Source organism: Streptomyces cellostaticus, assembly GCF_001513965.1.
Taxonomy (GTDB): domain Bacteria; phylum Actinomycetota; class Actinomycetes; order Streptomycetales; family Streptomycetaceae; genus Streptomyces; species Streptomyces cellostaticus.
Map to the genome: position 1 here is coordinate 391,854 of NZ_KQ948018.1, position 22,235 is coordinate 414,088.

The 22,235-nt window shown below is 71.4% G+C and carries 17 protein-coding genes and 1 riboswitch; of the genes, 9 read left to right on the top strand and 8 right to left on the bottom strand.

What is annotated here, in order from left to right; genetic code table 11:
• The coding region (locus AQI88_RS11370; RefSeq protein ID WP_066995975.1) for an MFS transporter at positions 1-1,345 on the bottom strand (1,345 nt) is incomplete at its 3' end.
• A 101-nt stretch (positions 1,346-1,446) separates the two neighbouring features.
• Here AQI88_RS11370 and AQI88_RS11375 point away from each other — a divergent pair.
• Positions 1,447-2,388 carry a LysR family transcriptional regulator gene (locus AQI88_RS11375; protein ID WP_066995978.1) on the top strand — a complete coding sequence of 314 codons (942 nt, stop codon included), beginning with the start codon at positions 1,447-1,449 and terminating at the stop codon, positions 2,386-2,388.
• Here the strand turns inward: AQI88_RS11375 and AQI88_RS11380 are convergent.
• Together AQI88_RS11380 and AQI88_RS11385 are read right to left on the bottom strand one after the other, a co-directional pair.
• Positions 2,370-3,167: a hypothetical protein gene (locus AQI88_RS11380; protein ID WP_208615759.1), complete on the bottom strand. Its 798-nt coding sequence runs from the start codon at positions 3,165-3,167 to the stop codon at positions 2,370-2,372. The two genes, AQI88_RS11375 and AQI88_RS11380, sit on opposite strands and share 19 nt — an antisense overlap.
• Before the next feature lie 36 nt (positions 3,168-3,203).
• On the bottom strand, positions 3,204-7,280 hold the full coding sequence (locus AQI88_RS11385; RefSeq protein ID WP_066995984.1) for an SGNH/GDSL hydrolase family protein: 4,077 nt from the start codon (positions 7,278-7,280) through the stop codon (positions 3,204-3,206).
• A 778-nt stretch (positions 7,281-8,058) separates the two neighbouring features.
• On the opposite strand from AQI88_RS11385, the gene AQI88_RS11390 reads away from it, so the two are divergent.
• The 5 genes from AQI88_RS11390 (at position 8,059) to AQI88_RS11410 (ending at position 15,219) form a co-directional block, all read left to right on the top strand.
• On the top strand, positions 8,059-9,579 hold the full coding sequence (locus AQI88_RS11390; protein WP_066995987.1) for an aldehyde dehydrogenase family protein: 1,521 nt from the start codon (positions 8,059-8,061) through the stop codon (positions 9,577-9,579).
• A 94-nt stretch (positions 9,580-9,673) separates the two neighbouring features.
• Entirely contained in the window at positions 9,674-11,206 is a 1,533-nt protein-coding gene (locus tag AQI88_RS11395; protein WP_066996146.1) for a GMC family oxidoreductase, read from the top strand.
• Complete coding sequence (locus tag AQI88_RS11400; RefSeq protein ID WP_066995990.1) at positions 11,203-12,324, top strand: quaternary amine ABC transporter ATP-binding protein; 1,122 nt, start codon at positions 11,203-11,205, stop codon at positions 12,322-12,324. The genes AQI88_RS11395 and AQI88_RS11400 overlap by 4 nt, the downstream gene beginning before the upstream one ends.
• Positions 12,324-14,264 (top strand): ABC transporter permease, encoded by a 1,941-nt coding sequence (locus tag AQI88_RS11405; protein ID WP_066995993.1) that lies wholly within the window; start codon positions 12,324-12,326, stop codon positions 14,262-14,264. Before AQI88_RS11400 ends, AQI88_RS11405 begins: the two co-directional genes overlap by 1 nt.
• 1 nt (position 14,265) lies before the next feature.
• Complete coding sequence (locus AQI88_RS11410; RefSeq protein ID WP_066995996.1) at positions 14,266-15,219, top strand: ABC transporter substrate-binding protein; 954 nt, start codon at positions 14,266-14,268, stop codon at positions 15,217-15,219.
• Between the two features lie 6 nt (positions 15,220-15,225).
• On the opposite strand, the gene AQI88_RS11415 is transcribed toward AQI88_RS11410, so the two are convergent.
• From AQI88_RS11415 to AQI88_RS11425, 3 genes are read right to left on the bottom strand one after another with little or no spacing between them, the layout of a single operon-like run.
• The gene (locus AQI88_RS11415; RefSeq protein WP_066995999.1) at positions 15,226-15,945 is read right to left on the bottom strand and encodes an isocitrate lyase/PEP mutase family protein; all 720 of its coding nucleotides are present in this window, start codon (positions 15,943-15,945) and stop codon (positions 15,226-15,228) included.
• Complete coding sequence (locus AQI88_RS11420) at positions 15,942-16,343, bottom strand: carboxymuconolactone decarboxylase family protein (RefSeq protein WP_066996149.1); 402 nt, start codon at positions 16,341-16,343, stop codon at positions 15,942-15,944. The genes AQI88_RS11415 and AQI88_RS11420 overlap by 4 nt, the downstream gene beginning before the upstream one ends.
• Before the next feature lie 38 nt (positions 16,344-16,381).
• On the bottom strand, positions 16,382-16,882 hold the full coding sequence (locus AQI88_RS11425) for a carboxymuconolactone decarboxylase family protein (RefSeq protein ID WP_066996002.1): 501 nt from the start codon (positions 16,880-16,882) through the stop codon (positions 16,382-16,384).
• 47 nt (positions 16,883-16,929) lie between these two features.
• Here AQI88_RS11425 and pdxR point away from each other — a divergent pair, with 47 nt between their 5' ends.
• Positions 16,930-18,318: a MocR-like pyridoxine biosynthesis transcription factor PdxR gene (gene pdxR, locus AQI88_RS11430; protein WP_066996005.1), complete on the top strand. Its 1,389-nt coding sequence runs from the start codon at positions 16,930-16,932 to the stop codon at positions 18,316-18,318.
• A gap of 3 nt (positions 18,319-18,321) precedes the next feature.
• On the opposite strand, the gene AQI88_RS11435 is transcribed toward pdxR, so the two are convergent.
• Complete coding sequence (locus AQI88_RS11435) at positions 18,322-19,146, bottom strand: DMT family transporter (protein WP_066996008.1); 825 nt, start codon at positions 19,144-19,146, stop codon at positions 18,322-18,324.
• Positions 19,147-19,268: 122 nt separating this feature from the next.
• Here AQI88_RS11435 and AQI88_RS11440 point away from each other — a divergent pair, with 122 nt between their 5' ends.
• Together AQI88_RS11440 and AQI88_RS11445 are read left to right on the top strand one after the other, a co-directional pair.
• Complete coding sequence (locus AQI88_RS11440; protein ID WP_066996011.1) at positions 19,269-19,634, top strand: hypothetical protein; 366 nt, start codon at positions 19,269-19,271, stop codon at positions 19,632-19,634.
• 13 nt (positions 19,635-19,647) lie between these two features.
• Entirely contained in the window at positions 19,648-20,832 is a 1,185-nt protein-coding gene (locus AQI88_RS11445) for a glutathionylspermidine synthase family protein (RefSeq protein WP_066996014.1), read from the top strand.
• Here AQI88_RS11445 and rocD read toward each other — a convergent pair.
• Entirely contained in the window at positions 20,829-22,034 is a 1,206-nt protein-coding gene (rocD, locus tag AQI88_RS11450) for an ornithine--oxo-acid transaminase (RefSeq protein WP_066996018.1), read from the bottom strand. The genes AQI88_RS11445 and rocD overlap by 4 nt on opposite strands.
• Positions 22,035-22,126: 92 nt before the next feature.
• Positions 22,127-22,217: riboswitch (ZMP/ZTP riboswitch) on the top strand.
• Positions 22,218-22,235: the final 18 nt, after the last annotated feature.

Consider the following 22,235-nt stretch of genomic DNA (forward strand, 5'->3'; position numbering starts at 1 on the left):
CGGTCCGGCTGCTGTATCCCGCGATCACCAGTGCCGTTGCCGCCAGGACCACCAGGGCGACCGTGCGCAGGGCCGGGCCCATGCCGTGGGCGAGGTCGGTGTGGGCGGACAGGACGGTTCCGGTGACCGCGACGCCCAGCGCGGCGCCGGTCTCGCGGGCGGTGGTGCCGAGGCCCGAGCCGAGGCCCGCCTGGTGGGCGGGGAGCGAGGTGACGACGCCGAGGGTCAGGGCGGGCATGGAGAGACCGGTGCCGGCCGAGATGACCAGCAGCCAGCAGGCGTACACCCCGTAGGGGGTGCCCGCGTCGGCGGTGGACACGCCGAGCAGGCCGAGGCCGATCAGGGTGAGTCCGGTGCCGATGACCGCGCGGGGGCGGCCCGCCCAGCGCGTGGCCAGCTTCTGGGCGACCGCCATGCCGACGGGCAGCGGCATGATCGCGACGCCGGTGACGGCCGCGCCGAAGCCCTTCAGGCCCTGCAGGTACTGGGAGTTGACGAAGAAGAGGGAGAACAGGCCGAAGAATCCGGTGGCCGTGCCGAGACAGGCGGCGCGCAGCCGGGAGGAGGCGAAGACGCGCGGGTCGAACAGCGGGGCGGCCGAACGGAGCGCGTGCAGCGTGAAGGCGGCGATCAGCAGGGCGCCCGCGGCGAAGGCGCCGAGGATGCGTGCGGAGGTCCAGCCGTATGTGGGGCCCTCGATGATGCCGAACAGGACCGCGACCAGACCCGCGGTGAGCAGCAGGGTGCCGAGCGGGTCGGGGTTGCTGCCGGTGGAGCGTTCGGTGCGCGGGACGGTGACGGCGACGGCGGCGGCGAGCACAGCGGCGAGCGGGACCATGACCGCGAACAGGGCGCGCCAGGACAGGAACTGGCCGGCCAGTCCGCCGCCCAGGTTGCCCGCCGCGCCGCCCAGGCCGATCGACAGGGTCCAGGCGGCCATCGAGCGGGCCCGGTGCTCGGGCGCGGACAGCTGCATCAGGATCGACAGGGTGGCCGGGGTGATCAGGGCCGCTCCGGCGCCGGACAGGCCCCGGCCCGCGATCAGCACGGCCGGGCCGGTCGCCAGCGCGCTGGTGACGGCGCCCGCCGCGAACAGGCCGAGCCCGGTGAGCAGCGCGCCCTTGCGGCCGTGCCGGTCGCCGAGCGCGCCGGCCGGGACGAGGAGCCCGGCGAAGACGATGACGTAGGCGTCGACCGTCCACAGGATCTCGCTGTGTGAGGGGTGCAGGGAGGACGAACTCAGCTGCGGTATCAGCAGGTTGATGGCGGCGACCATGCTCTGGGCGACCAGGACGCAGGCGCACAGCGCGAGCAGGGCAGGGCGTTTCAGGGCGTGCGCGGGCACGGCTCCTCCTGGGAGCTAGGCGGTTGGTGGGGGACGCCCTGCCACCGTAGGCTCGCCCCTGACCTGCTTTCCAGTGCAACCTTTGCAAGGGACACTTGCGCATGACGCAATCCACAGGACTGGACCTGAACCTCCTCCTCGCGCTGGACGTGCTGCTGGAGGAGCAGAGCGTGCAGGGTGCCGCCCGCCGGCTCCATCTGTCCGAACCGGCGATGAGCCGCACCCTGGGCCGGATCCGCAAGGCCCTCGGCGATCCGGTCCTCGTCCGGGCCGGGCGCCGGATGGTGCCGACGCCGCACGCGCTCGCCGTGCGGGCCGAGGTGAGCGCGGTGGTGGAGCGGGCCCGGGCCCTGTTCGCGCCGGGCCGGGACACCGACCTGCGCACGGTGACCCGCACCTTCACGATCCTCGGCCACGACGCGATCGCCGCCGCCCACGGTGCGACCCTCTTCGCCCGGGCCGCCCGCGAGGCTCCGGGCATCCGCCTCCGCTTCCTGTCCGAGAGCCACGTGGACACCCCGTTCCTGCGCCAGGGCACGGCCGATCTGGAGGTCGGGGTGATCGACTCGACCGCACCCGAGGTGCAGGTGGAGACGGTCTACGAGGACCGCGTGCTGGGCGTCGTACGGGCCGGACACCCGCTGCTCGCAGGGGAGTTGACGCCCGAGCGGTTCGCCGGGGAGGCGGGGCATCTCATCGTCTCGCGGCGCGGCAGGCAGCACGGGCCGATCGACGACGCATTGGCCGGACTGGGCCTGGGGCGCCAGGTGGTGGGCAGCGTGGGCACCTACCCGGCCTCGCTGTTCGTCCTGCGCGAGACCGACCTGATCGGGCTGGTCACCTCCTACGGCCGCCCGCTGGCCACCGCCCTCGGCCTGGTGACCTTCGACGTGCCGCTCGAACTGCCGCCTCTGAAGGTCGGACTGGCCTGGCACCCGCGCCACGACGCCGACCCCGCCCACGCCTGGCTGCGCGGCTGCGTACGGGAGCTGATGGAGCAGCGCTGCTCATCGGGCCCCGGAGGTCATTTCGACTTCGTCTGACCGTTCTTGAGTACCGCGTAATAGTCTTCGTAAGGAAGTTCGAGTTTGAACACCAGGCCGTACCGTTTCCGGATCCCGGCGACCGTGGCGGCCTTCGGCTCACGTACCGCGCGTGACACCGGCGGATCATTGACGAGGCCGGCGTAGGGCTCCTCGACCAGTCGGCGCGAAGCGCCGCCTCGTGTCGCGTCCCAGGTCAACGTCTGTCGGGACGTGGCCAGTTGAGTCGGCTCCGCCGCCTGCGGGCCCTGGGGGTTCGGGCCGTGTCCCCGGTAGTAGGCGACGAGCCGATTGCCGTGGTCGTCGTGGGTGAACGGGATGGACCGGCTGTGGTCGCCCACGGTCAGGATCCCGTCGAGGGCGTCGCCCATGTGCTTGGGGTCGGCGCCGTAGTAGGCGGTGATGTTCATCGAGCAGGCGATCTTGAGGTTGTCGGTCTTCTGCTGGAAGAACCAGCCCGGTCCCGATCCCGGCACGCACACGTCGTGTATCACGACCAGGCCCAGCGACAGGGGGGTGCCGTCGGCGTACGCCCGCGCCACGTCCCGAAGCCGTTTCTCCGTCCGCTCCCGCGCCTGGACCGCCTGGCCGCTCTCCCCGAGCTTGCGCAGCTGCTTCTCGCTGACGGCACGGTCCGGGGTCGTGGAACAGGCGGAGACGGCGAACAGGACGACGACCGCCAACGATCCCCACACGCTCTTCCGCATCGACAACTGCCTCTCCAACGTCGTACGCCCGGCCCGACCGTCACTGTCCAGCAGGACGGCCGGGCCGGGCATGAGTACCCGTACTCAGAACTCAGAACTCGGATGGCTCTACAGGCCCATGCCCGCCATCGTGCGCTCCAGGGCGTTCGCGTACAGGCGCGCGCCCCCGATCTTCGGGTGGAACGACTGGGCCGACAGGCCGTACTGGTTGATGAGCGGCCAGTCCTTGACCGGATCGTCGGACTTCACCAACGTCTTGACGATGCCGTGGACCTGCTCCGGGTCACCGCACACGCCCTTGCCCGCGAAGTCGGCCTTCGGGTTGGAGAACCACACGTTGATGCCCGAGGCCTTGGCGTCGTCGGCCGCGCCCTGCATCGCCGTCGACAACGTGTCGGCGGTGTCGTCGAGCCAGGCCGCGGATGCCTCGGACAGGCCGATGGCCATGCCGCTGAAGCCGATGTTCAGGCACTTTCCCTTGTCGGAGATCAGGGGCGGGTACCCCATCAGGACGATCTTCGCGTTCTGCGCCCTCTTGTGGATCTCCCTCAGGACCCGTGTGATGTCCTGCCGGACGACCTGGTTCATGAGGCCCGGAACGGCCGTCTCAAGCGGCTGTCCGAGGAACTGCTTGTCCCGTCCGTTGACACTGCCGTCCGCATCGTCGAACTTCTCGCCCTGGCAACTGCCGTTACCGATGGACAGCAGGCACTTCTGGACGATCTTGGCGAACCGGGAGTCGTTGCCGCCGATGGAGATCGTGACCAGGGTGGTGTTCTGGTCCAGATAGCCCTTGTCGAGCTGGGGCTCCTCACCGTTCTGGCTCTCACCCTTCGACAGAGCGCTGTCGTCCAGGTCCTTGGGCAGAACGTTGTAGGTGCGCGCACCCGAGCACGCGATCAGGTGGTAGTCCATGTTCGGGTCCAGCGCGTCGTCCAGCGCACCGATGGACTTCGAGCCCCCGGGCAGCTTCGCCTGGCGCGACCACGCCTGGGTGGAGCGGTGGCAGGCGTTACGGGCGTCGTCGTCGAGCTTGTTGCGGTAGTTGGTCTCCGGGTAGTAGTCCCGGTCGCCCTCGGAGGCGCCCTCGCCGGAGGAGTACGAGTCGCCCATCGCGACGACCACATTCTTCGGCTTGCCCGGCAGCGGCTGGAATGCGACCGAGCCCCAGGCGATGTCCTCGTCGGCCGTGCCGTCGTCGGTGACGTTCGACAGCATGACCGCCGGCCGCCCCGTGAAGTGGAACGCGCCGAGGCTCACCCAGCGTCCCGCGCGCTGCTGCACGGACCGCTCGGGGCTCTTGCTGTCGGTGTTGACGACGTGGTACTTGGCTTGCCTCGTCTGCGCGCCGGTGTCGGGCAGATGCACCAGGATACGGGCCCAGCCGAGATTCTCCCCGAGGGTCCAGACGCCGTTGATGGCCATCCGGCCGCCGTCGCCGCCGAGATGCTGCGCGTCGCGGGTGTGGGCGTACCAGTAGTGGCCGCCGTATCCGCCGCCGACCTGGTGGAGGTCCTCCTTGCCCTCGAAGCGGCCGTCCTTGTCAGGGAAGAAACGGAAGCCGAAGGTTCCCGCCGATCTGGTGCTCGCGCAGTCGGACCATGTCGGCGTCCCGTCCGGCACCGAGGCCACGACCTTCGCCCCCGACGGTGCGCCGGTGCACACCGGGGTGCCGTCGTGCAGGCGGTGACCCTGCCCCGGCTCCGAGATCAGCGTCTGGTACTTGATGTTCTCGTGCCCGCAGGTGGTGGGGCACAGAGCCTTCCAGGTCACGTTGGGCTGGTTCCACCAGTACTGCTGGTAGCACTCCTTGTTCGGGCAGTTCGGCGGAACGTTCGGGTCGCAGTTGTTCTTGGTGTTGCAGAACGCGTCCAGCGGCGGGGAGACCTGGCTGCGGTCACCCTTGCTGATCCACCACGCGGGCTGGAAACCCGCCGTGTTGTACCCGGAATCGCCGAGCCAGTCCTGCTTGCCGTCGGTGCCGTAGGAGAAGCCGGTGTCCATGGACCAGGCGGCCCAGCCCATCACCTTCTCCTCGTACGGCCAGTCCTGCGGGTGCGCGGCGTCCTTGTTCGCGGTCGGGCCGTCCACGTCGGTGTCCATGAACGGGTGGCCCCAGCTCTTCTTGTAGAGCGGGTTGGCCGGGTTGTTGTACCAGCCCAGGCCCCAGTGGCCGTTGTTCTTGCCCGCGTCCGCGACCGGGTTGAAGCCGAGGTTGTAGTTCCACACGGCGGTGAACCAGTTCTCCACCATGGACGGGTCGTCGTTGTTGACGGTGACCGTCTGCCCGGCGGCGTGGACCTCGTTCCACTTGTCGGCGAGGATCTTCATCGCGGCGGCGACGTTCGTGGCGTAGTCGATCGCCACGAGCTTCTGCAGGCCCGGGGACAGGGCCTGCTCCTTGTGACCGTTGTCGTCCACCTTCTCGTGGCCGGCCAGGCGCATGCCGTCGGTGACCTGTCCGACGCCGTAGCCGCAGTCGGACTTGTCCCAGTGGATCTGCCAGTAGGCGTCCGGGTCGTTCTCGACGGCCTTGCGGCCGTAGTAGCCGTCCATCGCGGCGAGCGGGTTGCCCATCTGGCCGGGGATCGAACCGCCCTCGGCCTGCCACAGGTTGGACTCCTGCGCCATGATGCCGAGCAGCACGTTCGCCGGGATACGGCTCTTCCCGTCACCGCCCGTGAGCGTCGGCTTCGGGAACAGGCCCTGCGGGTCGATGGTGCCCAGGCCGGCCTGGCTGCGGTAGCCGCCCTGCCGGATCTTGTCCCCGTGCAGTTCACCGCGGACGGCCATGTCGACGGCCCACTCGACCTGGTTCGGCGTCGGCTGGAGCGCCTGCGCGTTCACGTCGTTGCGGGAGATGGCGCAGATGCGGTCGGTGTCGCGCGGATCGAACTGCGTGTTGGGGTCCGCGACCCGCGCCACCGAGGATCCCTTGCGCTTGCCGCCGGCGGCCGGGAACGCGGGGGAGGGGTTCTTCCCGCTCGACGCCGTCGCGTCCGCGACCGACTGGGTGACCTTCTCGCCGGTGGCGGTGGCCGTGCTGGTGACCGTCACGGCCTGGTCCCCGGCCACGGTCTCAGGGGTCGGCCTGGTGTCCTGCGGGGCCGGCTCGTTCTTGGTGAACCCCTCGCCCGCGCCCTTGATGTGCGCCAGACCCGCGCGGACGCCCGGCGTGAGGACCGGTTCGACCGCGAGGCGGCCCCGCGTGGAGATGTCCGTGTCGGCGGGGGCGTTGATCCGGGTCACTCCGGTGCCCTGCACCTTCGGGGCGCCCTTGGGGTGACCGGTGAGGAACACCCGGCCCGCCTCGCCCGGCATCAGGTCGAGGTCGCCCAGCTTCCCGGAGGCGACGAGGGCCGCCCTGCCGTGGCCTGACCACACCTTCGCCTGCGCGGTCTTCGCGTTCTTGCGGTCGACGAAGGCGATCTTCCCGCCCTCGGCGGGCCGGATGTCGAACGGGACGCTGTCCCCGGTGACGAGGTCCTTCACCTTGCCGGAACGGTCGATGTGGACCAGGTTGTGGCCGCGCGCGGCCACCGCTCCGTCCGCGACCGGCACGCCGCTGGTGATCTCACCCTTGACGGCCGCCTGGCCCAGGGACTTTCCGGCCGTGTCGACGGTCACCACACGGCTTCGCGTCTTGCTCGGGTCGTTCATCTCCCGGAAGGCGGTGAACGCGGCCGTGTGGGTCTGCGTGTTGCAGGACGGGTCGAAGTAGGCCAGGGACACGGTGAACGGCAGCTTCGTCACCTGCCCGTTGGCGGTGTTGACGATGGCGGCGAAGGCGCCGCCCTGCATCAGGTCCGGCTTGTTCGTGAAGGTGCGCGGCGCGTACACGGCCGCGACGTGGTCGCGGTCCATCACGCACTGGTTGCCGATCCACGAGTCCGCCGTCAGGCCCGGCTCGGACAGCTCGGCGGCGGTCTTCCACTCGTACGCCCTGCTGCTGTCGGCGACGAGGATCTTCAGCCCGCCGGTGTCGGCGGCGGCGGTCACAGCGCGGTCACCGCTGCTCTGCCAGCCCTTGCCGAGCTTGCTGTCCGGGTGCACGACGCGCGTGGGAGGTGTCGGTGCTGTCGGTTTGCCCTGTGCCTGCCCGTGGCCGGGCTGTGGCGCGGCGCCGGCGGGAGCGGCCTGGAGGAGGCCGCCGGTGAGGGCGGCGCAGACCACAACAGCGGCCAAGGGCGCGCGTGTTCGTCTTCTCGATCTCAAGAAAGAATCCCCGTGTTTCGTGGTCTCGTGCCCGGTCCGGGCACGACGTGGCCCACCCACCCCGGCCGGTACGGCCTGAAGGGCGGGCGGGAGCTTGGTGGTTGGTCGGCAGAGGCCTCGGCGGTCAGCCGGCAGAGTGCCTGGTGAGCGGCGCGCGGAGTCGAGAGCGGGCAGCAGCGGCCGCACCGCTGTTCATGAGACGCATGAGTCCCCCACCACATGTCACTGCATGGCAGACGGGGGCAGCACGGCGCGAACGGCCCGAAGCGATTCCCCCGCTGATGGTCGCGCGGCCACGGCGGTCCGGATGGGTCAGATCCGCTCCGTCGGAGCCGGGCCCCATCAATGCATGCCGCGGACACGCCAGACAAGAGAGATCGCGGCAGTTGAATATGCAACCGGCCACGGAAGAGAGGCTTCCGACCGTGTGTACGGGGCTAAGCGGAGGGTGTTCGACCGCCCTGTCTGCCTGGTGGTGCCTGTGTGGCGGCTGTGAAGGGGAAGGGCGGGAGGTGCCGGTTCCCGGCCTCGGCAGGTTGGCTTGTTTTGGCGCATGGATCGAGACAGCGCGGACTGTGATCGGCGGCCCGTTTTTGTCCGTTTTCGACCGCATTTTCAGTGACGCCGCGCACTTTGGGTCATCGATTGCGCATGCGATCCGAGCCCCCGGGGCAGGCGGTCACGGTCCCCGAGCGTGACACCTACGTGACGCAGGGGTACTGAACAGGAACGGAAGGCAATACCGATCATGGCGGACAGAACGGAACGACAGGCCCAGGCGACCATCCACGCGGGAGGCGAGTGGCTGGAAGCGATCTCCGGCGCCACGCGCGAGATCCTGGACCCCGCGGACGCCCGGCCGTTCGCCGTGGTCGCCGAGGGTGACGAGAAGGACGCGGAGCGGGCGGTCGCCGCGGCCCGGCAGGCGTTCGACCGCGGCCCCTGGCCCGGCACCCCCGTCGCCGAGCGCGCCGCCCTGCTGCGCCGCGTCGCCGACCTCCTCGTACGCGACCGCGAAGAGCTCGGCCTGCTGGAGAGCCGGGACGCGGGCAAGACCGTGGAGGAAGGGCGCGTCGACATCGACTGCGTCGCCGACGCCTTCCGCTACTTCGCGGACCTGGTCGCCGCCGAGGCCCCCGGCCGGGTCGTCGACGCGGGCTCACCCGACATCCACAGCGTGGTCGTGCATGAGCCCGTCGGCGTGTGCGCGCTGATCACCCCCTGGAACTACCCGCTGCTCCAGGCCAGCTGGAAGATCGCCCCGGCGCTCGCCGCCGGCAACACCTTCGTGATCAAGCCCAGCGAGATCACCCCGATGACGACCATCGCGCTGATCGATCTGCTGGCCGAGGCCGGGCTGCCCGCCGGCGTCGCCAACCTCGTCACCGGGCCCGGCCACACCGTCGGCGCCCGCCTCGCCGAGCACCCCGGCGTCGACCTGGTCTCCTTCACCGGCGGCCTGGTCAGCGGCACCAAGGTCGCCCAGGCCGCCGCCCCGACCGTCAAGAAGGTCGCCCTCGAACTCGGCGGCAAGAACCCCAACGTGGTCTTCGCCGACGCCTGTGCCACCGAGGAGGGCTTCGACACCGCCGTCGACCAGGCCCTCAACGCCGCGTTCATCCACAGCGGCCAGGTCTGCTCGGCCGGCGCCCGCCTCATCGTGGAGGAGTCGGTCCGGGAGCGGTTCGTCGCCGAACTCGCCCGCCGTGCCCAGAAGATCAGGCTCGGGCGCGGCACCGAGGACGGCGTCGAGTGCGGCCCGCTCGTCTCCGAGCAGCAGCGCGCCAAGACCGAGGGCTACGTCGCCTCCGCGCTGGCCGAGGGCGCGGTGCTGCGCTGCGGCGGCAAGCGCCCGGCGCCCAGTGCGGCCAGGCCCGGGTCCGGCTACTTCTACGAGCCGACCGTCCTCGACCACTGCCACCGCGAGATGAAGGTCGTACGCGAGGAGGTCTTCGGGCCGGTCCTCACCGTCGAGACCTTCCGCACGGAGGAGGAGGCGGTGTTCCTCGCCAACGACACCGAGTACGGCCTCGCGGGCGCCGTCTGGACCGCCGACGGCTCAAAGGCCCGCAGGGTCGCGGGACGGCTGCGCCACGGCACCGTCTGGATCAACGACTTCCACCCCTATCTGCCGCAGGCGGAGTGGGGCGGCTTCGGCAGGAGCGGTACGGGCCGTGAGCTGGGGCCGGCCGGGCTCGCCGAGTACCGCGAGCCCAAACACGTGTACCAGAACCTCGCGCCGAAGCCGGTGCGCTGGTTCGCCGGCTGACCCCCCCGGATCCACCCAGCCGTCCCCCCACCTGGAGTACCACCGCATGTCCCACCCCCTGTCCCACCCCCTGTCCCACCCCGTGTCCGACCCTCTGCCCGAGAACACGCACACCTACGACTACGTCGTCATCGGCGGCGGCACCGCAGGATCCGTCATCGCCTCCCGGCTGACCGAGAACCCGGACGTCACCGTCGCCGTCATCGAGGGCGGCCCCAGCGACGTCGGCCGCGACGACGTGCTGACCCTGCGCCGCTGGATGGGGCTGCTCGGCGGCGAACTCGACTACGACTACCCGACCACCGAACAGCCCCGCGGCAACTCCCACATCCGGCACAGCCGGGCCCGGGTCCTCGGCGGCTGCTCCTCGCACAACACGCTGATCTCCTTCAAGCCGCTCCCGTCCGACTGGGACGAGTGGGAGGAGGCCGGCGCCAAGGGCTGGGGTGCCGCCCCCATGGAGGCCTACTTCGCCCGCCTCCGCAACAACATCGTCTCCGTGGACGAGAAGGACCGGAACGCCATCGCCCGCGACTTCGTGGACGCCGCCCAGGCGGCGCTCGGGGTCCCGCGCGTCGAGGGCTTCAACCGCAAGCCGTTCACCGAGGGCGCCGGCTTCTTCGACCTCGCCTACCACCCGGAGAACAACAAGCGTTCCTCGGCGTCGGTGGCGTACCTGCACCCGGTGATGGACGAGCGGCCCAATCTCCACATCTTCCTGGAGACCTGGGCGCACAAGCTGGAGCTGAACGGTACCCGCGCCGAGGGCGTCCACGTGCGCACCAAGGACGGCGAGGAACTGCTGATCCGGGCCCGGGGCGAGGTCGTCCTGTGTGCGGGCGCCGTCGACTCGCCCCGCCTGCTGCTGCACTCGGGCATCGGCCCCCGCGAGGATCTGGAGGCGCTCGGCATCCCCGTCGTGCACGATCTGCCGGGTGTCGGCGAGAACCTGCTCGACCACCCCGAGTCGGTCATCGTCTGGGAGACCCACGGGCCGATCCCGGAGAACTCCGCGATGGACTCCGACGCGGGCCTGTTCGTGCGCCGCGACCCCGGACGCGCGGGCCCGGACCTGATGTTCCACTTCTACCAGGTCCCGTTCACGGACAACCCGGAGCGCCTCGGCTACGAACGTCCGCAGTACGGCGTCTCGATGACCCCCAACATCCCCAAGCCCAAGAGCCGTGGCCGGCTGTACCTGACCAGCGCCGACCCGTCCGTGAAGCCCGCGCTGGACTTCCGCTACTTCACCGACGAGGACGACTACGACGCCCGGACCCTGGTCGACGGCATCCGTATCGCCCGCGAGATCGCCGAGGCCGAGCCGCTCGCGGGCTGGCTCAAGCGCGAGGTCTGCCCGGGCCCGGAGGTCCTCGGCGACGCCGAGCTGAGCGAGTACGCCCGCAAGGCCGCCCACACCGTCTACCACCCCGCCGGCACCTGCAAGATGGGCGCCGCCGACGACCAACTCGCCGTGGTCGACCCGGAGTTGAAGATCCGCGGTCTCGACGGCATCCGCATTGCCGACGCCTCCGTCTTCCCGACCATGACCGCCGTCAACCCGATGATCGGGGTGCTCATGGTCGGGGAGAAGGCCGTCGACCTAATTGGAGGTGATGCGCGATGACGCTCACAGTCCCCACCCGCAAACCCCCCACCACCGGCACCCCCGTCTTCTCCGTGGACGGCCTCTGGAAGGTCTTCGGCCCCAAGGCCGACCGGATACCGGCCGACCCGGAACTGAGCACGCTGAGCCCCGCCGACCTGCGCTCCCGCACCGGCTGCACGGCCGCCGTCCGGGACGTCTCCTTCGACGTGTGCAAGGGCGAGGTCTTCGTGGTGATGGGCCTGTCCGGCTCCGGCAAGTCCACCCTCGTACGCTGCCTGACCCGGCTGATCGAGCCGACGGCCGGCACGATCGCCATCGACGGCGAGGACGTACGCGCCATGGACAAGGCCCGTCTGCGCGAACTGCGCCGCCACCGCGCCGCGATGGTCTTCCAGCACTTCGGCCTGCTCCCGCACCGCACGGTCCTGGACAACGTGGCCTACGGCCTGGAGATCCAGGGCGTCGGCAAGTCCGAACGGCGCGAGCGGGCCGCCGAGTTCGTCGCCAAGGTCGGTCTGGAGGGCATGGAGAAGCGTCGCCCCGGCCAGCTCTCCGGCGGCCAGCGCCAGCGCGTCGGTCTCGCCCGCGCGCTCGCCGTCGACCCCGAGGTCCTCCTCTTCGACGAGCCGTTCAGCGCCCTCGACCCGCTCATCCGGCGCGACATGCAGGACGAGGTGACCCGGCTGCACCGGGAGGAGGGCCGCACGATGGTCTTCATCACGCACGACCTCGCCGAGGCCCTGAAGCTCGGCGACCGTATCGCCCTGATGCGCGACGGCCGCGTGGTCCAGCTCGGCACCCCCGAGGAGATCGTCTCCTCCCCGGCCGACGACTACGTACGCGAGTTCGTCCGCGACGTCCCGCGCGAACAGGTCGTCACCTGCCGCACGGCCATGCGCCCCGCGTCCCCGCAGGAGGCGACGGACGGCCCCGCGGTCCGCCCCGACGCCCCGGTGGCAGAGGCGATCGAGGCAGTGGCCCACGCGGGAACTCCGGCACGGGTGATGGACGAGGGCACGTGCGTGGGGGTGGTCGACCACGAGCAGCTGCTGGACGTGGTCGCCGGCGTACCTGCGGGCAGTCGTGTCGGGCGAGCGACCCCACCCGCCCCCCGCACCAGCCCGGAGGACGTCTGATGGCAACCCTCACCGTCCCCACCCCCCGCACCGTCCCCGTCCTCAAGAGCCGGGCAGCGGCCAAGCTCCTCCTGCTCGCGCTCGCCGCCGCGGTCCTCGTACCCCCGCTCAACAGCCACTGGGGAGGCGGCGCCTGGCCGCACGCGCTGACCGTCGACCTCTCCAAACCCCTCGCCTCCGCGAGTGACTGGGTGATCGACAACCGGGACAGCCACCCCCTGTTCCTCTACTTCTTCGGCTACATCAGCAACGCGGTCGTCCTCTCCGTGCGCGCCGTCTACCTCACCCTGCTCGCCGCGGGCTGGACGGGCGTCACCGCCTTCGGCGCCCTGGTCGCCTGGCGGGTCGCCGGCGTCCGCCTGGCCGCCGGGACGGCCCTCGCCTTCCTGACCTGCGGTGCGCTCGGCATGTGGGTGCCGACCATGCAGACCCTCGCGCTGATGGTCGTCGCCGTCCTCGCCTCCGTGGCCGTCGGCGCCGTGCTCGGCCTCGCCGCCGGTCTCTCCGACCGCCTGAACCGCGCCCTGCGCCCGGTCCTGGACACCATGCAGGTGCTCCCGGCGTTCGCGTACCTCCTCCCCGTCGTCCTGGTCTTCGGCATCGGCGTCCCCGCGGCCGTCCTCGCCACCGTCGTCTACGCCGCCCCGCCGATGGCCCGCCTCACCGCACTCGGCCTGCGCGGCGCCGATCCCGAAGTCCTGGAGGCCGTGGAGTCGCTCGGCGCCACCGCCCCACAGCGGCTGCTGACCGCCCGTATCCCGCTGGCCCGCAAGGAGCTCCTGCTCGGCCTCAACCAGACGATCATGATGGCGCTGTCCATGGCCGTGATCGCCTCGGTCATCGGCGCCGGCGGCCTCGGCGACCGCGTCTACCAGGCGCTCGCCTCCGTCGACGTGGGCGCGGCCCTCGCGGCCGGCATTCCGCTCGTGCTGCTCGCGGTCGTCCTGGACCGCGTCACCGCGGCGGCCGCAGACGGCACCCGGGCCGGCGACCGCCCCCGGACGATCGGCTGGCCGTACGCGCTCGCCGTCACCGTGGCCGTCGCCTTGGGCGCCCGGCTCCTCGGCCGCCTGGACTGGCCCGCGGGCTGGACCCTGGGCATCGCCGAGCCGGTCAACCGCGCCGTCGACTGGATGACCGCCCACCTCTACTCCGGTGTCCCGGTCGTCGGCGGCACCGCCGACTGGGCGGGCCACTTCACCACCTGGATCCTGGACCCCGTCCGCAGCGGCCTGCAGTGGCTGCCCTGGTGGGCGGTGCTGCTCGTCGTCGCCGCGCTGGCCTGGCTGATCGGCACCTGGCGCACCGCGCTGACCGCCGTCCTCGCCATGGCCGCGATCGGTGTGCTCGGGGTGTGGGAGCCCTCGCTCGACACCCTCTCCCAGGTGCTCGCGGCCGTCGCCGTCACCCTCGTCCTCGGCTTCGCCGCCGGTATCGCCGCCGCCCGCAGCGACCGCGTCGAACGGGCCCTGCGCCCGGTCCTGGACGTCTTCCAGACCATGCCGCAGTTCGTGTACCTGATCCCGGTCGTCGCCCTGTTCGGCGTCGGCCGTGCCCCCGCCGTCGCCGCGGCCGTCGTCTACGCCCTGCCCGCCGTCGTCCGGATCACCGCGCAGGGCCTGCGCCAGGTCGACCCGGCCGCGCTGGAGTCGGCGCGCTCGCTCGGCGCGAGTGGCCGCCAGCAGCTGTGGCAGGTCCAACTCCCGCTCGCCAAGCGGTCGTTGCTGCTCGCCGTCAACCAGGGCGTGGTCCTGGTCCTCGCCGTCGTCATCATCGGCGGCCTGGTCGGCGGCGGCGCCCTCGGCTACGACGTCGCCTTCGGCCTCGCCCAGGGCGACCTGGCGACCGGACTGGTGGCCGGTGCCGCCATCGTCTGCCTGGGCCTGATGCTCGACCGGGTGACCCAGCCGACCGAGCGGCACGCGAAGAAGGGAGCGTGACATGCGATTCCGTACGACCATCCCGGTCGCTGTCGCCGTCCTGGGGCTGACCACCGGCTGCGGCGCCGCCGACATGACGAAGCAGGCCTCGCCGTTCGCGAACGCCCGGGGCGCGAAGTCCGTGACCCTGTCCGTGCAGTCCTGGGTCGGCGCCCAGTCCAACGTGGCCGTCGCCCAGTACCTGCTGGAGCACAAGCTCGGCTACCGCGTCGACACCGTCCAGGTGGACGAGGTGCCCGCCTGGGACGCGCTCAGCCAGGGCCGGGTCGACGCGATCCTGGAGGACTGGGGCCACCCCGACCAGGAGAAGCGGTACGTCACCGACAAGAAGACGATCGCCCGTGCAGGCGACCTCGGCGTGACCGGCCACATCGGCTGGTTCGTGCCGGCCTACCTGGCCGAGCAGCACCCCGACATCACGGACTGGCGGAACCTGAACAAGTACGCCTCGCTCTTCCGCACCCCGGAGAGCGGCGGCAAGGGCCAGCTGATGGACGGCTCCCCGTCCTACGTCACCAACGACAAGGCGCTGGTGAAGAACCTGAAGCTGGGCTACCAGGTCGTCTTCGCCGGTTCCGAGGCGGCGCAGATCACCCAGATGAAACAGTTCGCCAAGGAGAAGAAGCCCTTCCTGACCTACTGGTACTCGCCCCAGTGGCTGTTCAAGAAGGTCCCCATGACGGAGGTGAAGCTGCCGCCGTACAAGGAGGGCTGCGACGCGGACGCGGCCAAGATCGCCTGCGCCTACCCGCACACCCCGCTGCAGAAGTACCTCAACGCCGACTTCGCGAAGTCCGGCGGCAAGGCGGCGGCCTTCCTGAAGAAGTTCAAGTGGACCACCGAGGACCAGAACCAGGTCTCCCTGATGATCGCCGACCAGAAGCTCTCCCCGGCGGACGCGGCGAAGAAGTGGGTGGACAGCCACCCCTCCGTGTGGAAGCAGTGGCTGTCCTGATCCGGTCTACCGGAGCCCGGCGGCGATCTCCCGCAGCGTGGCCGTGGCCCGCCGCTGGAGTCCCGGCCCGAACGTGACCCGGGTGGCCCCGAGTTCGCCGAGTGCGGCGGGCGAGGGGCCCTCGGCGTCCAGGCGGGCCAGCATGTTCAGCGGGCCCTGGATCCCGGACCGCAGCAGCGGGAGTACGGCCGCCGGGGCGAGGATCGGGTACACGCAGTCGGCGCCCGCCGCCCGGTACAACGCGGCCCGCTCGATGGCCCGTTCGGGGTCGCCGTCGCCGTGTACGAAGGTGTCGACCCGGGCGTTGACGAACAGCCGGTCGGCGGCCGCCGAGCGGACCTCGGCGAGGAACTCGGCGTGCGCGTGCGCATCCTTGAGGACACCCCCGTCGGAGTCCTCAAGGTTGCACCCCACGGCACCGGCCTCCAGCAGCCGCTCCACCAGCTCCTTCGGCGCGAGCCCGTAGCCGCCCTCGACGTCCGCCGACACCGGCACGTCCACCGCCCGTGCGATCCGGGCCACCGCGGCGAACATCTCGTCGGCCGGGGTCGCCCCGTCCTCGTACCCGAGGCAGGCCGCGACGCCCGCGCTCGGCGTGGCGAGCGCCGGGAACCCGGCCTCGGCGAACACCCTGGCGCTCGCCGCGTCCCAGGGGCCGGGAAGGACGAGCGGGTCGCCCTGGGCGCGCTTGAGATGCAGTGCGCGGAACACGTCCACCTTGCTCACGGCTGATAACCCCCCGGTGGGACACGGCGGCTGACCATCAGGCGGTTCCAGCCGTTGATGACGGTGACGAGACCGATCAGATGGGCGAGTTCGGTCTCGGTGAAGTGCTTGGCGGCGGTGTCGTACACCGCGTCCGGCACAAAGCCGTCGGTCAGTACGGTGACCGCCTCGGTCAGTGCCAGCGCGGCCCGCTCCCGTTCGCTGTAGAGGTCCCCGGCCTCCTCCCAGGCGTTGAGCAGCTGGATGCGGTCCTCCGACTCCCCGTTCTTCCGGGCCGCTTGGAGGTGCATGTCGAGGCAGAAGGCGCAGTGGTTGAGCTGTGAGGCACGGATCATGACCAGCTCGGCGAGGACCGGATCGCCGAGGCCCCGCTTGGCGGCCGCGCTCAGCGCCGACATGGCCAGGCCGACCTCGCGGTCCAGCAGCTGCGTACGGCTCACTTGTGCTGTCCCGGCTGGTAGTGGCCCGGGGCCATCCGGGTGGTCACGCCGAACCGGTTCCATGCGTTGATCACCGTGATCGCGGCGATCAGCTGGGCCAGCTCAGCCTCCTCGAACTGCTTGGCGGCCCTCTCGTACACCGCGTCCGGCACGAAGCCGTCGGTCAGGACGGTGACCGCCTCGGTCAGCTCGATCGCCGCCAGCTCCTTCTCCGTGTAGAAGTGCCGCGACTCCTCCCACGCGCTGAGCTGCACGATCCGCTCCACGCTCTCGCCGGCCGCGAGCGCGTCCTTGGTGTGCATGTCGAGGCAGAACGCGCAGTGGTTGAGCTGGGAGGCGCGGATCTTCACCAGCTCGTACAGCTGGGGATCCAGGCCCTGCCTGGCGGCCGTGTCCAGGCGGATCATGGCCCGGTAGACCTCGGGTGCGTGCTGGGCCCACTGCAGCCGCGGGGCGGCTTCGGGGGCGTACTCGACGGGTTCCTGTGCAGTGCTCATGTACTCGACCCTAGGAGCGAGGCAGCCCAGGAGTATGGTCCATTTCCATGGCGAATTCCTGGGCCACTTTGGGTGTCGACCTGCACCTGGAACCGACCGGCTCCGGCGGGCTGCGCCGGGGCCTGACCGACGCGCTGCGGGACGCCGTGCGCAGCGGCCGCCTCGTCCCGGGCACCCGGCTGCCCTCCTCCCGCTCCCTCGCGGCAGACCTGGGCATCGCCCGCAACACCGTCGCCGAGGCCTACGCCGACCTGGTGGCCGAGGGCTGGCTCACCGCCCGCCAGGGCTCCGGCACCCGGGTCGCCGACCGGGCCGTCGTCCCGCCGGCCGGCACCGCACCCCGGCGCCGCGCACCCGGCCGCCCCGCCCACAGCCTCATCCCCGGCACCCCCGACCTCGCCGCCTTCCCGCGCACCGAGTGGCTCAAGGCCGCCCGCCGCGCGCTGGCCACGGCCCCCTTCGACGCCCTCGGCTACGGCGACCCGCGTGGCCGCCCCGAACTGCGCACCGCCCTCGCCGGCTACCTCGCCCGCGCCCGCGGCGTCCGCACCGACCCCGAGAACGTCATGATCACCGCGGGCTTCTCGCACGCCCTGCGCATCCTCGGGGCCCTGCTGCGGGCGCGCGGAGTGCGGACGGTCGCGGTGGAGTCGTACGGCCTCGACGTCCACTGGGGCCTGCTGCGGGACGCGGGCCTTGCGACCCCCGCGCTGCCGTACGACGACCTGGGCACGGACCCGGGACCGCTGGACGAGGAGGGGGCGGTCCTGCTCACCCCGGCCCACCAGTTCCCGATGGGCACCCCCCTGCACCCCGACCGTCGGGCCGCCGTCGTGGACTGGGCGCGGCGGACCGGCGGGCTGGTCCTGGAGGACGACTACGACGGCGAGTTCCGCTACGACCGCCAGCCCGTCGGCGCCCTCCAGGGCCTCGACCCCGACCGCGTCGTCCACCTCGGCACCGCCAGCAAGTCCCTCGCCCCCGGCCTGCGGCTGGGCTGGATGGCGTTGCCGCCGTCTCTGGTGGAGGAGGCGGCCGCGGCCAAGGGCCGCATCGACACCTGCGGGGTGCTGGACCAGCTGACGCTGGCCGAGTTCCTCACCTGCGGTGCGTACGACCGCCACGTCCGCTCGGCCCGGCTGCGCTACCGGCGCCGCCGTGACGCCCTCGCCGCGGCTGTCGCCGACCGCGCGCCCGAGGTCACGGTCACCGGGATCGCGGCCGGCCTGCACGCGGTGCTGCGGCTGCCGCCCGGCACCGAACAGTCGGTGATCCAGGCCGCGACCTGGCAGGGGCTGGCCCTGCACGGCCTCGCCTTCCACCGGCACGAACAGGCCCTCGCCGAGCCGCTGGACGCGCTGGTGGTGGGGTACGGGACGCCGCCGGACAGCGCGTGGGCGGGGGCGTTGGAGGCGTTGTGCAGGGTGCTGCCGTAGGCCTCAGGCTTCTTCGGCGACCGGCGCCTCTCCGAACCGCGCCAGCGCCAGCGCCCCCGCGATCGCCACCGCGAAGCCCAGCACCGCCAGCCAGGCCAGGCCCTCGCGGGTGCGGTCGCCGAGCCAGATCACGCCGACCGCCGCCGGGCCGATCGTCTCGCCGATCACCAGTCCGGCCGTCGCCGTCGTCACCGAACCGCGTTGCAGGGCGGAGGTCAGCAGCACGAAGGCCGCGCCCCCGCCGATCAGGAGCGCGTAGGCCGCCGGGTTGGTGAGCAGATCGGCCGGCCGCAGCGAGTCGATCAGGCGGACCGACACCTCCACCACCCCGAACCCGAAACCGGCCCCCAGCCCCAGCACCAGCGCCCGTATCCGCCCGGACAGCCGCCCGCCCAGCAGCGCGAGCAGCAGCATGCCGACCGCCGTCGCGAGCATCGCCCACTTCAGCGCGTTCGACCCGTCCTGGTTCCCCTCCGCCCCGGACGCCAGCCCCAGCATCGCGAGCCCGGCGCACACCACGCCCACCGCGCCCCACTCCGTGCCGCTCAGCCGCACCTGCAGCAGGCGCGCCGCGACCACCGCCGTCACCGCCAGACTCGCCGCCAGTGCCGCGCCGACCGCGTAGATCGGAATCGAGCGCAGCGCCGCGATCTGGAACAGGAAGCCCAGTCCGTCCAGCGCGAGACCGGCGATGTACCGCCACTGCCGCAGCGCGCGCAGCAGCAGGGCCGCCTCACCGCCCCCGCCCGTACCGGCATCCCGGGCTGCGACCGCCTGCAATACCGTCGCTGTGCCGAAGCAGATCGCCGCGGCCAGGGCACACACCATTCCAAAGAGCACGAAGTGACTTTAGGTGAGGGGTGAACCGGCAACCCACCGTGGTGTCCGCTCTTACCAGTCTCTAGGCTTGCCGCTGCAAACAGGCCACAGCCAACGGGGGAGACATCATCATGGTCACCACACGCCGACGCCTTCGCTCCGGAGCCGTCCTCCTCGGCGGCATGGGCCTGTTGGCCACCGCCCTGACCGCCTGCTCCTCGGACCCGGACAAGCGCTGCGTCGACCGCGACAGCTACCGGCTCGCCAAGGGCTACAAGGTCGTCTCCGACAAGAACTGCAAGGTGACGAAGGCCTCCGTGAACGGCGCCTGGTACTACGGCGGCAAGAAGAAGGGCTCCTGGGTCGAGGGCGGCTCCTTCGTCAAGCCGAGCAAGGGCTCCGGCTCCGGCTCGCACGGCTCCTCGAACGACGACGGCTACCACAGCGGGGTGCACCGCGGCGGCTTCGGCGGCGGCCACGGCAGCTCCGGCGGCTGACCGGGAGCGCCGCATGGAACGCCGTACGACCACCCCCCGCCCCGGCTGGCAGCAGACCGTCGAGGAGCAGGGGCTCGTCTACCCCCTCACCCGCCACCCCGACGGCTCCCTGCGCCCCTACTGGGACGAGAGCGCCTACTACGTCTTCACGCTGGACGAGATCGAGGCGCTGGAGGAGACCGTCGAGGAACTGCACCGCATGTGCCTCGCGGCCGCCGGGCACATCGTGGCGAAGGGCCGCCTCGCCGACCTCGGCATCACCGACCCGCGCATCGCCGAGGCCGTCACCGAGGCCTGGCACCGCCGCGCCGAACTCCCCTCCGTCTACGGCCGCTTCGACCTGCGCTACGACGGCACCGGCCCGGCGAAGCTCCTGGAGTACAACGCCGACACCCCCACCTCACTGGTCGAGGCCGCCTCCCCCCAGTGGTTCTGGATGGAGGAGCGCTTCCCGGGCGCCGACCAGTGGAACTCCCTGCACGAACGCCTGGTCGACGCCTGGCGGAAGCAGGCAGGACTCCTCCCGCCGGGCAGCCCCCTGCACTTCGCGCACTCCTCCGCCGACGAACTCGGCGAGGACCTGATGACGGTCGCCTATCTGAAGGAGACCGCCGAACAGGCCGGACTCGCCACCGACTGGATCTCCATGGAGGAGATCGGCTGGGACACCCTCTCCGGCCGCTTCGTGGACCACCGGCTCCGCTTCATCCGCAGCATCTTCAAGCTCTATCCCTGGGAGTGGCTCACCACCGACCTCTTCGCCGGGCACGTCCTCGACACCCTCGACAACGGCGGCGGCACCGGCAGCACCCTGTGGATCGAACCCGCCTGGAAGATGCTCCTGAGCAACAAAGCCCTCCCGGCGATCCTCTGGGAGCTGTACCCCGGCCACCCCAACCTCCTGCCCGCCTACCTGGACGGCCCGCGCGAGCTGGCCGACGCGCCCGGCTACGTCGCCAAGCCCCTGCTCGGCCGCGAGGGCGCGGGCGTGACCGTCCACGAGCCCGGCGCACCCGCGGCCGTACGGGACGAGGCCTGCTGCTACCAGCAGCTCGCCCCGCTGCCCGCCTTCGACGGCAACCACGTCGTCCTCGGCGCCTGGGTCGTCCAGGACGAGCCCGCCGGCCTCGGCATCCGCGAGTCCTCGGGCCTGATCACCGACGAGTACGCCCGCTTCCTGCCGCACGTGATCCTCTAGGCACCCAGTACCGCCCGCAGCTGCTCCAGCCCCCAGTCCAGGTCCTCCTCGGTGATGACCAGCGGTGGAGCGAGCCGGATGGTGAAGCCGTGGGTGTCCTTCACCAGCACGCCCCGGTCCATCAGCCGCTCCGACACCTGCCGTCCGGTGCCGATCTTCGGGTGGATGTCCACGCCGGCCCACAGCCCGCGCCCCCGCACCGCCGTCACCCGGCCCGTGCCGAGCAGCCCGCCCAGCTCGCGGTGCAGCCGCGCCCCCAACTCGGCCGCCCGCGCCTGGAACTCGCCCGAGCGCAGCATCGCGATCACCTCCAGCGCGACCGCGCAGGCCAGCGGATTCCCGCCGAACGTCGACCCGTGCTCGCCCGGCCGGAACACGCCGAGCACATCTGCGCTGGACACCACCGCCGAGACCGGCACGATCCCGCCGCCCAGCGCCTTCCCGAGCACGTACACGTCCGGTACGACGCCCTCGTGCTCGCACGCGAAGGTCCGCCCGGTCCGGCCGAGCCCCGACTGGATCTCGTCGGCGACGAAGAGCACGTTCCGTTCGCGGGTCAGCTCCCGCACCCCCGGCAGATAACCGGCCGGCGGCACGATCACCCCCGACTCGCCCTGGATCGGCTCCAGCAGCACGGCGACGGTGTTCTCGGTGAGCGCCGCCCGCATCGCCGTCAGATCCCCGTACGGCACGATCTCGAACCCCGGCGTGTACGGCCCGAAGTCCGCCCGCGCCTCCGGATCGGTCGAGAAGCTGATCACGGTCGTCGTACGCCCGTGGAAGTTGCCGCCCGCGACGACGATCTTCGCCATCTCCGCGGGCACGCCCTTCACCCGGTAGCCCCACTTGCGGGCCGTCTTCACCGCGCTCTCCACGGCCTCGACGCCGGTGTTCATCGGCAGCACCATCTCCATGCCGCACAGCTCGGCCAGCTCCGTGCAGAACGCCGCGAACCGGTCGTGGTGGAAGGCGCGGGACGTGAGCGTCACCCGCTCCAGCTGCCGCTTGGCCGCCTCGATCAGCCGCCGGTTGCAGTGCCCGAAGTTCAGCGCGGAGTAGCCGGCCAGCAGATCCAGATACCGGTGTCCCTCCACGTCCGTCATCCACGCGCCCTCGGCACTCGCCACGACGACGGGCAGCGGATGGTAGGTCGGCGCACAGTGCGCTTCGGCGGCGGTGATGAGGTCTTCTGCAGTGGTCACGGCCTCTCCCGGATACGACGGTGACCCCCTTCCTATCTTCGCTCGCATGGTGGATGCGGGAGCCGCTCCGCGCGGCGCGCCCGGTAGGCTGACGAGCGGGCCGTGACTGGCGCGCTGGGATGGGACGGACCATCGGGGAGCGGCCCGAGCGGTAAAACAGTGCCGTGCGCCTGGGCCGAACGTGAACGCTGTACGCACACC